Raw genomic sequence first — 12,321 nt, 5'->3', positions numbered from 1 at the left:
ATCATGTTTATACCCAATCTACTTTCCACCGAAAGTGGGAGCGAGCGCATCGTGCGGGCAAGAATTTTAATTGTCGAGGATGAGCCCGATCTAAGAGAGGCGGTCGCCGAATATCTCGGCGCCGCCGGCTATGACGTGGCGACCGCCGAAACCGCGGCCGCCGCGCGCAGCCTGGTCGAAACGCAATCATTCCACCTCGCCATCCTCGACATCGCCATGCCGGGTGAGGATGGGCTATCGCTCGGCCGCTGGTTGCGCTCGAGACTGCCGATCGGCATCATCTATGCCACCGCCGCCGGCACCGCGCTTGATCGCATCGTCGGACTTGAGCTCGGCGCCGACGACTACATCGTCAAACCCTACGAGCTGCGCGAGGTGCTGGCCAGGGTCCGCAGCGTGCTGCGCCGGGTTCCGCAGCACGCGCCGATGCACGGCCAAAAGGCGAGCGATCCCCGCCGCTCCGTCGCTTTCGGCTCCTTCCAGGCTGATCTCGACGGCAGGCTGGTCACCGGCGCCAACGGCGCGGTGATCGACATGGCCAAGAGCGAGTTCGACGTGCTGGAGGTTTTCCTGACCCGCGCCAACCGGCTGCTGACACGTGCTGCCATTTCCGAAGCGATCGGCCTCACCGAAGATCCGGAATCCTCGCGCGCGGTCGACATTCGCATCATGCGCCTGCGCAAGAAGATAGAAACGGATCCGGCCAGCCCGAAATTCCTGCGCACGGTGCGCGGCGAAGGCTATATCTTCTCGCTGCCGGCCGGCGACGGCCACTAAGTGGGCGCGGGGGATTGCTCCCGCGCCTGTGCTGGTCTGTGGACGGATCCGTCGCAATACTTGTCGCCCAAAAACGCTCTTGGTTTTGGGACAAGGCATAAAAACAAGGATTTGAGACGCGGCGCATGAAATCCGCTTGGCACCGCAACAATGGCTGAAAATGACCGCTGAAGCAGCAGGCACGGACATGCAAGACGGCCGGCAAGGCGCGGCGATGGCGGCCGTGCGCGTGGTGCGGCGGCTGCGCGAGGCCGGCGACTGGCAGCGCGAGATGGAAGCCATACTGGAAACGCTTTGCCGCGCAATGGACTGCCAGCGCGGCATCCTGTTCCGCCTGCGCGAACTGCCCGGCCAGGGATTTGCCCAGTCGGTGGCCGCCTACTGGATCGATCCCGTGGTCGGTGGCGAGCTGGCCTCGCCGACGGTGATCGTGCAGTCGATCATCAACGCCGATCCGCTGCTGGAACGGCTGCAGGAGGATGAACGGCAGGGCAAGATTTTCGCCGGCCATACGCGCGACCTCGAGGGCTTCCTGAGAGCCGACTTCGAGAAACAGAGCATTAAGTCGTTCCTGTCGGTGTCCGTATTCGCGCATGGCCACCTGTGGGGGACGCTGGCGGTCAATGACTGTATCGAGGAGCGCGAATGGACCGATGAGGAAGAAGCGACGCTGCATATCATCGCGCTGGCCATCGGCGACGCGATCGAACGCTCGCCCTCCGACGCCCACGCCAGCGAGGTCATCCGCCGCACCATGCTGCAAGCCTCGCTCGATGCCATCCTCGTCATCGACGAGACCGGCTCGATCGTCGAATTCAATCCGGCCGCCGAGAAGATGTTCGGCTTCCTGCGCAGCGATATCCTCGGCAAGGACCTGCTCGACACCATCGTGCCGATCTATTACCGTAAGGGCTATGCGTCGGGGGCCGAATACATGTCCGGCCGCGGCGCGCCAATGGTCGGACAGCGGCTCGAGACGGTGACCCAGAACGCCGCCGGCGAGATTTTCCCCATCGAACTGACGGCGACCGAGATGCGGGTCGCCGACCGCCGCCTGATCTTCGGCTCCATCCGCGACCTGCGCGACAAGCTGCGCGCCGAGGAGGAGATCAACCGCCAGCGCGAGAAGCTGCACCAGAACGAGAAGATGGCGGCGATGGGTTCGCTGCTTGCGGGTGTCTCGCATGAACTCAACAACCCGCTGGCCGTGGTTGTCGCCCAGTCGACGCTGCTGCACGAATTCGCCTCCGATCCGCAGACCAAGGTTCGCGCCGAGAAAGTTCGCGCCGCCGCCGAGCGCTGCGGCCGTATCGTCAAGAGCTTCCTGTCGATGGTCCGGCTGCATCCGACCGAGCGGGCCGAGACGGACCTTAACCAGGTGATCCGCGCGGCGCTCGAGGTGACCGCCTACGGCGCGCGCTCGAGCGGCATCATCATCGACACCGATTTCGCGCCTGGCCCGTTGCTGGCCATGGCCGACGCCGATCACGTCACCCAGGTGGCCGCCAATTTCCTCATCAACAGCCAGCATGCGCTGGCAGGCATAGGCGGCGACCGGCTGATCAAGGTGCGGACCTTCCGCAGCGAGCGCGGCGATCCTGGTTTCTCGGTCGAGGACAATGGGCCTGGCGTACCGGAAGCGATCCGGTCCCGCATCTTCGAATCCTATTTCACCACCAAGCCGGTCGGCGTCGGAACCGGCATCGGCCTGTCGATCTCGAAATCGATCATCGAGCGGCACAATGGCAATGTCTGGTTCGAGGAAGTGCTGCCAAGTGGCGCCCGTTTCGTCGTCCAGCTGCCGGCCATTGTAGCCGGCGTCGCCATCGCCGGCGAGAGCCAGCCGCGATCGAGCGGGCTGCGCCACGCCTTGATCATCGATGACGAGCCCGACGTCGCCGGTTCGCTCTCCGACATACTCGAACTGATGGGCATCAAGTCACGGATCGCGCCCCTCTGGGACACGGCCACAGCCATATTGGCTGGCCACATGCCGCCCGACATCGTCTTTTCGGACCTGCGCATGCCTGGAACAAGCGGCATGACCATCTATCGAGAGTTGCTTGCCGAAAGACCGGAACTGGCGCGGCGTTTCGTGCTGGTCACTGGCGACCTGATCGGCGCCAAGGCCGAAATCGAGGCGCTGCCGCTACTGCAGCGTCCGCAGATCCTGGAGAAACCGTTCAGCACGCTGGATGTGCGCAGCGTCCTGTCCGCCATTGCCGACCAGGTGGTTTCGAAGGGATAGACCGCACCAACCGGTAAAAAAAGCCCCCGGCCGACATGCGGCGGGAGCCGAAGGGAGCGCTGGACGCGCTCGGGGAGCGCCGCGGCACGTTCCAAAGCGGAGCCGCTTCGGAACCATGTTTCAGTCGAACTCAGAAAATATTCGGCGTATTGGTCAGCGGCGCGGCATTGGCGATCATCCGGACCGCACGGGCTTTGTGGGCTCCGGACTGCTCGGCTATGGCCCGCAGGCAGTCGACGCTCTCGGCGCCCCAGGCCTGACCCTTGCAGGCAAAATCGACCATCGGCATCGGCAGGCGTGCGGTTCTGGTGGTGGTCATTGCGCCGCCGACGACGTTGGCCGGTGGATTGAGCGAAGCAAAGGCCGGGCCGACCGTCGGCGCGAACGCCATGCCGGCGAAGGCGCAAGCAGCCAGCGCCATGAACATCGCCATGGGGTGGTCGCTGGCGCGCTGGCGCAACGCCAGCTTCGGGCGGCGGCCAACGCGCTCCGGAGCCTGGGACCGGCGGTCATTGCTGGCAATCTGAACTTTCGCATGCATCATCATCCCCTTCGTTGACTTTCTTTTTTTGATAAAACGAACTTAGTCGCGCTCTGTATCAGCGGAAAGCTGGCGTGAATCTGATATTGTAACCGCCTTGAAACGGCACCCGCGGCAGACCCCACCAACTGGGCATCACGCGCCCGCTTGCCGATCTCGGCTCGGCGGATCGGCAAGCGGGCAAGACGCGCGGCGACGCCTTTTGCCTCGGCTTCCGCCGTGGCAGGATTTGCTTCGAAACCCTGCCGGAACCAAGCTTTGAAACCCGGGCTAACGCCCGGATTCTCCGGGGTTTTCGGGGCCAGCCGTCGCATCGGATTGGATTGAAATCGGCGCGCCAATTTTCTTTCGAAAATATGCTTGTCTCCACAAGCCATTGCATTTCAATGAAAAATATGATTATATTGAACGGATATTCAATAAAAAGAAGAGACGTTTTATGAACCCGCATCTCCGTGACGTGGCCATTCCCAACGATTGGGACCGGCGGGGACTGCCTGGCTGGAGCTACCATTCCGATGCCCTCCTCGAACTCGAGAAGGAGCACGTTTTCCGCAACCATTGGCAAATCGCCGGACATGTCAGCGACATCCCTGACGCAGGCGACTACCTGGCCATGGACGTCGTCGGCGAACGCGCTCTGATCGTGCGCGGCAAGGACGGCGTCGTGCGCGGTTTCAACAATATGTGCCGCCATCGCGGCAGCCGTGTCGTCGCCGACAGCCAGGGCAACTGCAAGAACGCGCTTGTGTGCCCATTCCACGGCTGGGTCTACAATCTCGATGGCACGTTGCGCGGCGCTGCCCGCCCGCGTTCCTTTCCCGATCTCGACAAGACCGAGTTCGGCCTGATGCCGCTCGATCTGGAGGTCTGGATGGGCTTTATCTTCATTCGCTTCCGCGCTGGCGGCCCGCAGCCCTCCGTCGCCGAGCTGATGAAGCCGATCGAGCCCGAATTCTCGCACTACAAGGCCGCCGACATGGTGCCTTCCTGGGGCATCTGGACCCAGAAAACTCCGGTCAACTGGAAGTCGGTGCGCGACGTCGACAATGAGGGCTATCACGTCGCCATGGCGCACCCGGCTCTGCAGGACCTCTATGGCGCGACCTATTTCGACGAACCCTTCGTCAACGGCGTGTCGCGCTCCTTCGCCAGCTACAACCCGCATGCCGGCCGTCGCTGGAGCGTAAGGAACTACGTCAAGATCGCGCCGGAGCCGGCGCATCTGCCGGACTATCTGAAGAAGGCCTGGGTCTATTATGGCATCTTCCCCAATGCCGTCCTCTCGGTGATGCCGGAATCGGTGCAGTTCTATCAGGAGTTCCCGCTGTCGACGGGTGAGACCCTGCTGCGCGGCGCCATTTACCGCTATCGCGACGAAAGCCGCGAGCAGGCTGCGGCCCGCTATCTCTCCTTCCGCATCGACCGCGACACCATGTCGGAGGATGTCCAGCTTTCGGTGTGGTCGAACGAATCCATGCTGTCGGAAGCCTTCGAGGGTTTTTACCTCTCCGACCTAGAATACGGAGTGCGCACCCACCACGACCATCTGCGCAGGCAGATCCCCGTGCTTGGGCTCGAAACGGCGCCGGAGGAGAACGACATGTGGAACTTGAACGACGCGCTGCGGTCGCGTGGATAGGCGACGCCGATAATTGGCGAAACCATCGGTGAGAGCGCTCCTCTCCCCGTCCTATGCGGGGCGAAGAAAGAACGTCATCCCCGCCACACCCCTTCTTTCCTGAGATCATCCATCGTGCGCGAAATGCCCTCGCGCAAAATGCCGACCATGTCGTCGATCTGCTCGCGCGTGATGACCAGCGGCGGCGACATCACGCACATGTTGATCAGCGGCCGCACCAGCAGGCCGAGCTCGTGGCAATGCGCGTCGATGCGTTTGCCGACATCCTTGTCGAGCTGCAGCGGGTCCTTGCTTTCGCGGTCGGCGACACATTCGACGCAGCCCATCAATCCCAGCCCGCGCACCTCGCCGACCAACGGCAATTCTTCCAGCGTCTTCATCTGCGCCTGGAAGTAGGGCGCGACCGCTTGCGTGTGGGCAAGTACGCCCTGCTCCAGAAGGTCGAGATTCCTGAGCGCCACTGCGCAGCCGACCGGATGGGAGGTGTAGGTCAGGCCATGGCCGAACATCGCGTCGGGATGGTTCGACCGGCGCAGTTCCTCCAGCAGCCGTTCCGATATGATGACGCCGCCGAGCGGGAAATAGCCTGACGTCACACCCTTGGCGAAGGTGATCATGTCGGGATCGATGCCGAACACATCGCCGGAGGCGAAGACATGGCCCAGCCGTCCAAAGCCCGTCACCACCTCGTCGGAGACATAGAGGATGTCGTTGTCGCGGCAGATCTCGCGGATGCGCTTGAGGTAGCCGTCCGGCGGCACGATAACGCCGCCGGAGGCCTGCACCGGCTCGCCGACGAAAGCGCCGATCCGGTCAGCACCGACTCGCGCGACGGTGTCGCGGAACTGGTCGACGAGGAAGTCGGTGAAATCAGCCATGCTCATGCCCTGCGGACGACGGAACGGATCGGGCGAGGACAGCTTGATCACCAGCTCGTCGGCGCCGTCCATCCAGTCGCGGTCACGCGGGCGGCCATTGAGCGAGGCCGACAGATAGGTCGAGCCGTGATAGGCGCCGCCGCGCGACAGGATCAGCTTCTTCTCCGGCCGGCCCCGCACATTGTTGTAGAACTGCATGAAGCGCAGCGCCGTCTCCACCGCCGAGGAGCCGCCTGTGGTGTAGAAGACGTGGCTGAGATCGCCGGGCGCATGACCGGCTATGCGACCGGCAAGTTCCGCCGACGGCGCGTTCATCGTGTACCAGGGCGTATTGTAGGACAGTGCCATCGCCTGGTCGTACATCACCCTGGCGAGCGCCTCGCGCCGATGGCCGACATTGACGCACCACATGCCGGCCGGCCCGTCGATCAACCGCTTGCCGGTGCCGTCGGTGATGTAGATGCCGTCGCCTTCGCCGATCAGCGCGCGCGCTTCCGCGCCGACCGAACCGGCATACGGCCAGGGCTGGACGAGATGGCGCCTGGCCAACTCGACGGCATCGGCGGCTCCAGCTTCGGCCATTTCGCTCGCCTTCAGGTCCCTCGCAGCCGCCATTGTCATCTCCACATCATTCGTCGAATTCAGGATTTCGAAATTTGGCCGGCAGTGCCGGAAATTTCCGGCATAATCCGCACCATTTTGAATGTCTGTTCAATCAATATCTCAGAAATAGCGCTTGATTTCAATCCGCGGATGCGGGCATGATGAAAGAAAGCCGGCAAGCTCGGAGCGCGATCAGCAAAACTGGTCACCGGTTTTGCGTTCGATCGCGCTCCAAAACAAAATTGGGAACAAACAGCCGGCGCCAGTCCAATGGGATACCGCATGGCGGGACGCTCCAGGCCAGCAACCGAGACCACAGCCGGAGCCCTGCCCCCCGGAGCCTGGCAATGACGGCGGCGGCGGAAGGGTCGCCCCCGTTGCGCATGACGCGGGCCAGACGAAATGCCCTTCTGCAATCCGAACCCGTGCAGGGCTTTGCCCTGATCAGCCCGACCTTTCTCTACGCGCTCATCCTCCTGGTCCTGCCGATCCTGGTGGTCATCGCCCACTCCTTCTGGACGCAGAACTATCTGACCATCGACCGCACCTTCACGCTGGAAAACTACCGCGTCGCCCTGACCGAGCCGATCTATCGCGATCTGTTATGGCGCTCACTGTATATCTCGCTGACGGTCAGCTTCTTCACCGTCGTCCTGGCTTATCCGATCGCCTATTTCATTTCCTTCCACGGCGGCCGCCACAAGAGCCTGTGGCTGTTCCTCATCACCATCCCGTTCTGGACCAGCTATCTCCTGCGCGTGATGTCGTGGAAGGTCATTCTCGGCTATAATGGCGTGTTGAACTCCGGGCTGATCGGCCTCGGCATCATCAACGAGCCGTCGACGGCGCTGCTCTACAATTCGAGCGCCGTCATCATCACGCTGACCCACGCCTGGGCGGCCTTCGCCATCCTGCCGATCTTCGTCTCGCTGGAGAAGATCGACCGGACCCTGGTGGAGGCGGCTACGGATCTCGGCGATGGTCCCTTTCGTTCGTTCCTTCGCGTGACTTTGCCGCTGTCGGCGCCAGGCATCATCTCGGCGGCGCTGATCGTGATGATCCCGACGGTCGGCGACTATGTCACCCCCAAGCTCGTCGGCGGCAAGGACGGCGTCATGATCGCCAACGCCATCCAGGCGCAGTTCGGCAAGGCCTCGAACTGGCCGCTGGGCGCCGCCCTTTCCGTCACCACCATGCTGGTCGTGACGTTGATGGCCGGCGCCACGGTGCTGGTCATCCGTGCCGCCCAGAGGCTTGCGCGATGAGCGCGGCGCGACGTCTGCTGCCGGGCGGCTGGCTGTCGGCCTACGCCTTCCTTTATGTCGGCTTCCTTTATCTGCCCGTGATCTTCCTGCCGATCTTTTCGATCAACACTGCGGCCACACCGAAATTCCCGCTGACCGGCTACACCCTCAAATGGTACGAGGACCTGCCCAACACGCCGGCGCTGCTCGACGCCACCTGGAACAGCCTGATCGTCGGCGTCTCGGCGTCCGTCCTTTCGACGGTTCTCGGCATCCTCGCTGCCCGCTCGATCACCCGCTACCGCTATCCCGGCCGGCGGGCCATCAACGGTCTGATCATGGCGCCGCTCGTGCTGCCGGAAGTCATCGTCGCCATCTCGATGCTGCTGGTGATGCTGCAGCTCGGCTTGAGCCTCTCTCTGTTTACCGTCGTGCTCGGCCATGTCCTGGTCTGCATCCCCTATTCGATGACGGTGCTGACCTCCGGCTTCGAGGGTTTCGATCGCAGCCTCGAGGAGGCCTCGGCCGACCTCGGCGAGAGCGCCTTCGGCACCTTCCGGCGGGTGACGCTGCCGATGGTGGCGCCGGCAATCATCTCCAGCCTGCTGGTCTGCTTCACCATTTCGCTGGACGAGTTCATCATCGCCTTCTTCCTGACCGGTACCGAGGCGACGCTGCCTATCTATATCTGGGGCCAGTTGCGCTTCGCGGCCAAACTCCCGGGCGTGCTCGCGCTCGGAACGCTGCTGCTGGTCGCCTCCTTCCTGCTGATGACCGTCGCCGAAATCCTGCGCCGCCGCGCCGCCAGACGCACGAAGAACGAGGGAGGGCTTTATGCCTGAGCAGGCCCCATCCGCACGAACCCTGTCCGAACGGACGATGATCGAGATCAACGGCGTCACCCGCAGCTACGGCGCCTTCAAGGCGCTCGACGATGCCTCCTTGAGCATCCGCGAGGGCGAATTCTTCTCGCTGCTCGGCCCGTCCGGCTGCGGCAAGACCACGCTGTTGCGCATGATCGCCGGCTTCGACAACCCGACCAGCGGTTCGATTTCGGTCGGCGGCCAGCCGATGGAAGGCATTGCGCCCAATCGCCGACCGACCAACATGGTGTTCCAGAGCTATGCGATCTTCCCGCATCTCAACGTCGAGCAGAACGTCGCCTATGGCCTGAAGCGGCTGAAATTGCAGGGCGGCGAGGAGAAGCGCCGCGTCGAGGAAGCCCTGGCGCAGGTCTCTCTCACCGGCCTCGGCAAGCGTCTCGCCACCGAGCTGTCCGGCGGCCAGCGGCAACGCGTCGCGCTCGCCCGCGCGCTGGTGATGCGGCCCAAGGTGCTGCTGCTCGACGAGCCGCTGTCGGCGCTCGACAAGAAGCTGCGCGAACAGATGCAGGTCGAGTTGCGCCGCCTGCAGCAGGCCGTCGGCATCACCTTCGTGCTGGTCACCCACGACCAGTATGAAGCGCTGGCCATGTCCGACCGCATCGCCGTGATGTTCGGCGGCAAGATCGCGCAGGTCGCCTCGCCCAAGGAGATCTACCAGCGGCCGGTCAACCGCCAGGTTGCCGACTTCCTCGGCGGCATGAATTTCGTCAAGGCCGAGATCGTCGAGGAGAACGGCGCCTCGCTGGTCGTCGACACGCTGGGCTTCGGCCGTGTGAAGACCGACAAGCCGAAGGCCTTCGTGCGCAATGGCGGCGGCGCCACGCTCGGCATCCGCCCGGAGCGCCTGCGCGTGTTGTGGGACAATGCGACGGCCAAGTTCGAGGTTGCCGGAAAGGTGGTCGAACGCCACTATTTTGGCGAGATCACCCATTTGATCGTCGAGATCCCCGGCCTGGAAAAGCCGCTGTCGGTAACCGAGACCAACGATTTCGGCGCCGACGATATTCCGGTCGGCACTTCGATTCGCCTTGCCTACGATCCCGAAGCCCTGGTGGCGATGGCGGATTGACGGTCCGCGATGATCTTTCGCGCCGCTATGCGACCGGCAACGATCGCCCCTTCGACATAGCCGGGAAATGACGGCGACAGCTCCGACGATGCGAAATGAACAGGCGGCGCGCCGGCCAGGAGCACAGGTTCGGCATCGGTCGCCGCGACGTCGACGATGAGGTCGCTGTAGCCGCCGCCGCTCCAGCGGTCATGCGTCCAGTCGCGCTGGCTGAAACCCGCGATTTCGGCCGCGCCGGGGCCGAGGGCTTCCACCAGTTTCCCGGTCACTTCGGCGCGCAGTGCCGCCTCGCCAAGCTCACCCCAGCGCAAGGCGAGCGGGCCGCCGACGAAGACGACCAGCGCCGCGTGGCCTTCATCCGGACTGGCATCGCAAGCGAACAGCCCCGGCGGGTCGCGCCACATCACCATGCCGCTCAAGCCGCGGCGGCGCCAGAAGGCAGCGGGGTAGCGCACCAGCACCTTGATCACGGCGCCGCTTTCCCAAACGCCGAGTGCCTTCGCCAGGGATTCGGGCAGAGCGGGTGCGAAGTCCAGTTTCGCCGCCATGACCGGCGGCACCGCGACAAGTGCCGCCCGCGCTTCAATGACACCCGCCGCCGAGATGATGCGAACGCCTTGCGGTCCATGCTCGATGCATGAAACGGCCGCGTTGAGCCACAGCCGGTCGCCGAGATCGCTGGCCAGGTCCTCGGCCACCGACTGCATCGTCTCGCGCAGGAAATACTGGAGCTCCGGCACCTCATTGGTGATGCGCCGATCATTGTCGATCAGGTGCCAGAGCGGCAGTTTCTCCAGCGTCAGGCACCACAGGCCCTCGATCATCGAGCGGAAGGCTGCCTTGGCGGCATCGGCATCATCCTGCCGGTCGAGCCAGGCGGCAACGGTCAGCCCGGCAATCGAGGGATCGTCCGGCGCGATCGCGTTCATCCGCTCGCGGATCGCCATCGAACCAGAATAGGTTCGCCTCGCCTCGGCGGCGGAGATCGGCGGCTGGGCGATAAACGCGCCCTCGACATGGGTTTCGACCAGCGTCTTGCCGCGCGCTTCGACAAGCGCCATCAGTTCCGGCATGTCCTCGCACAGGAACTGGCCGCCACTGTCGATGCGCTCGCCGGAGCCGATCTCCACCGATTCGACGCGCCCGCCGACACGGGCACGCGCCTCGAGCAGCACGAAATCGACGCCGGCCTTTTTCAGCTCGAGCGCCGCCGACAGCCCGGTGAAGCCGGCGCCGATGATGACGACATCGGCTCTTGTGGATTCGCTGTTCAATAGCCGGCCTTGATCTTCTCGAACTCGGCGACCATGCGCTGCTTGAGCTCCGGCGCCACCGGCTGTTGGAACAGCGTCTTGTCGAGGAATTTGTCGAGATCGTCGAAGCCGCGATCGGCCAGAACCGTGTGGTCGACTACAGCCATGCCGGCGCTGTTGCCGTGGCCGTAGCCGAAGGTCTTCACCAGATAGTCCGAAACGGCAGAAGCGTTGACTGCATTCAGAAAGTCATAGGCCTGATCGAGCTTGCCGGGTGCATCCTTCATCAGCACATAGCCGCACACCCAGGTCGAGATACCCTCCTTGCTGTCGCGGTTCATCGCGATCGGCAGGCCTTGCCCCTTCAGCGTCACATAGGTCTCGTTCCAGCCCCAGACGAGATCGACCTCATTGCCGATGAAGGCCTGGTTGAGATCAGTGTCGTCGGTCCAGTAGAAACGGATGTTCTTGTGCACGTCGCGCAGGAAGGCGGACGCCTCCTGGAACTGGGCATCGGTCATCCTTGTCCAATTCTTGAGGCCGATGACGAGGCTCGCCAGCGCGTAGGCGTCGTCGACATTGTCGCCGATGGTGACGCGGCCCTTGAACTTCGGGTCGGCGAAGATCCTGAGCGACTGCGCCTGCTCCGGCGTCACCTTGTCGGTGCGGTAGAGAAGCGAGGTGTTGCCCCAGTCGAAAGGCATGAACCACGCTTTGCCGTCGTTGGTGGTGGCGAGATCCTTCATCGCCATGATGCCGGGATTGAGGTCTTTCCAGCCAGCTATCCTCGACGTGTCGAGCGGCTGCAGCAAGCCCGCCTCGCGCCACTTGACCACGCTTTGCGAACAGGGATGCGCGATGTCGGCCTGGAAGCCCGCACGCATCTTCTCGAAGGCCTCGTCCTCGTCCCCGAAGAAGGCGAAGGTCGGCTCGGCGCCGTATTTGGCAGCATAAGCGGGGTGCAGCAGCGGGTCCTCATAGCCGGACCAGTCGAACACGACGAGGTCGCCGCCACCTTCCGCCCAGGCATACACGGCGCCGGCGCCGATCACGCAGGCGGCGGCAAGGGCAAGACGGCGTAGCACTGGCTTCATGGTGCGAATTCCCCGTCGCAAAAAGGCTGCCGCGAGGTTAGGAGAATTCGCCTCTCTTGGCGAGCCCGTCCAACCACCATCTCCGCAG

At 63.6% G+C, this 12,321-nt stretch carries 12 protein-coding genes; 6 read left to right on the top strand and 6 right to left on the bottom strand.

What is annotated here, in order from left to right; translation table 11 throughout:
* The first annotated feature begins 3 nt into the window (after nt 1–3).
* Together FJ940_RS26050 and FJ940_RS26045 are read left to right on the top strand one after the other, a co-directional pair.
* On the top strand, nt 4–777 hold the full coding sequence (locus FJ940_RS26050; protein ID WP_181167426.1) for a response regulator transcription factor: 774 nt from the start codon (nt 4–6) through the stop codon (nt 775–777).
* A 160-nt stretch (nt 778–937) separates the two neighbouring features.
* Nucleotides 938–3,025: a sensor histidine kinase gene (locus tag FJ940_RS26045; RefSeq protein ID WP_181170962.1), complete on the top strand. Its 2,088-nt coding sequence runs from the start codon at nt 938–940 to the stop codon at nt 3,023–3,025.
* Between the two features lie 130 nt (nt 3,026–3,155).
* Here FJ940_RS26045 and FJ940_RS26040 read toward each other — a convergent pair whose 3' ends face one another.
* Nucleotides 3,156–3,566 carry a hypothetical protein gene (locus FJ940_RS26040; protein WP_140558459.1) on the bottom strand — a complete coding sequence of 137 codons (411 nt, stop codon included), beginning with the start codon at nt 3,564–3,566 and terminating at the stop codon, nt 3,156–3,158.
* Between the two features lie 2 nt (nt 3,567–3,568).
* Entirely contained in the window at nt 3,569–3,943 is a 375-nt protein-coding gene (locus FJ940_RS26035) for a hypothetical protein (protein ID WP_140558457.1), read from the bottom strand.
* A gap of 62 nt (nt 3,944–4,005) precedes the next feature.
* Between FJ940_RS26035 and FJ940_RS26030 the strand changes: the two genes are divergently transcribed.
* Nucleotides 4,006–5,208, top strand: a complete 1,203-nt coding sequence (locus FJ940_RS26030) for an aromatic ring-hydroxylating dioxygenase subunit alpha (protein ID WP_140558455.1) — start codon at nt 4,006–4,008, stop codon at nt 5,206–5,208.
* A gap of 74 nt (nt 5,209–5,282) precedes the next feature.
* On the opposite strand, the gene FJ940_RS26025 is transcribed toward FJ940_RS26030, so the two are convergent.
* Both FJ940_RS26025 and FJ940_RS26020 read right to left on the bottom strand, forming a co-directional pair.
* Nucleotides 5,283–6,701 carry an aminotransferase gene (locus FJ940_RS26025; protein WP_140658316.1) on the bottom strand — a complete coding sequence of 473 codons (1,419 nt, stop codon included), beginning with the start codon at nt 6,699–6,701 and terminating at the stop codon, nt 5,283–5,285.
* A 26-nt stretch (nt 6,702–6,727) separates the two neighbouring features.
* Complete coding sequence (locus tag FJ940_RS26020; RefSeq protein WP_140625037.1) at nt 6,728–6,973, bottom strand: hypothetical protein; 246 nt, start codon at nt 6,971–6,973, stop codon at nt 6,728–6,730.
* A 63-nt stretch (nt 6,974–7,036) separates the two neighbouring features.
* Here FJ940_RS26020 and FJ940_RS26015 point away from each other — a divergent pair, with 63 nt between their 5' ends.
* From FJ940_RS26015 to FJ940_RS26005, 3 genes are read left to right on the top strand one after another with little or no spacing between them, the layout of a single operon-like run.
* Nucleotides 7,037–7,954 carry an ABC transporter permease gene (locus FJ940_RS26015; RefSeq protein WP_140625036.1) on the top strand — a complete coding sequence of 306 codons (918 nt, stop codon included), beginning with the start codon at nt 7,037–7,039 and terminating at the stop codon, nt 7,952–7,954.
* A complete protein-coding gene (locus FJ940_RS26010) occupies nt 7,951–8,775 on the top strand; it encodes an ABC transporter permease (protein WP_140658314.1) in 825 nt (274 codons plus the stop codon). The genes FJ940_RS26015 and FJ940_RS26010 overlap by 4 nt, the downstream gene beginning before the upstream one ends.
* Nucleotides 8,776–8,812: 37 nt before the next feature.
* Complete coding sequence (locus FJ940_RS26005; RefSeq protein ID WP_140658336.1) at nt 8,813–9,886, top strand: ABC transporter ATP-binding protein; 1,074 nt, start codon at nt 8,813–8,815, stop codon at nt 9,884–9,886.
* Here FJ940_RS26005 and FJ940_RS26000 read toward each other — a convergent pair.
* Both FJ940_RS26000 and FJ940_RS25995 read right to left on the bottom strand, forming a co-directional pair.
* Nucleotides 9,850–11,160 carry a flavin monoamine oxidase family protein gene (locus FJ940_RS26000; RefSeq protein WP_246671091.1) on the bottom strand — a complete coding sequence of 437 codons (1,311 nt, stop codon included), beginning with the start codon at nt 11,158–11,160 and terminating at the stop codon, nt 9,850–9,852. The genes FJ940_RS26005 and FJ940_RS26000 overlap by 37 nt on opposite strands.
* The gene (locus FJ940_RS25995; RefSeq protein ID WP_140658310.1) at nt 11,157–12,233 is read right to left on the bottom strand and encodes an extracellular solute-binding protein; all 1,077 of its coding nucleotides are present in this window, start codon (nt 12,231–12,233) and stop codon (nt 11,157–11,159) included. The genes FJ940_RS26000 and FJ940_RS25995 overlap by 4 nt, the downstream gene beginning before the upstream one ends.
* Between the last annotated feature and the right edge of the window lie 88 nt (nt 12,234–12,321).

This window comes from Mesorhizobium sp. B2-3-7, from assembly GCF_006442695.1.
In the GTDB taxonomy this organism is placed as follows: Bacteria; Pseudomonadota; Alphaproteobacteria; order Rhizobiales; family Rhizobiaceae; genus Mesorhizobium.
The sequence above is the reverse complement of the archived record's forward strand: the minus strand, read 5'-3'. Positions and strand labels throughout refer to the sequence as shown.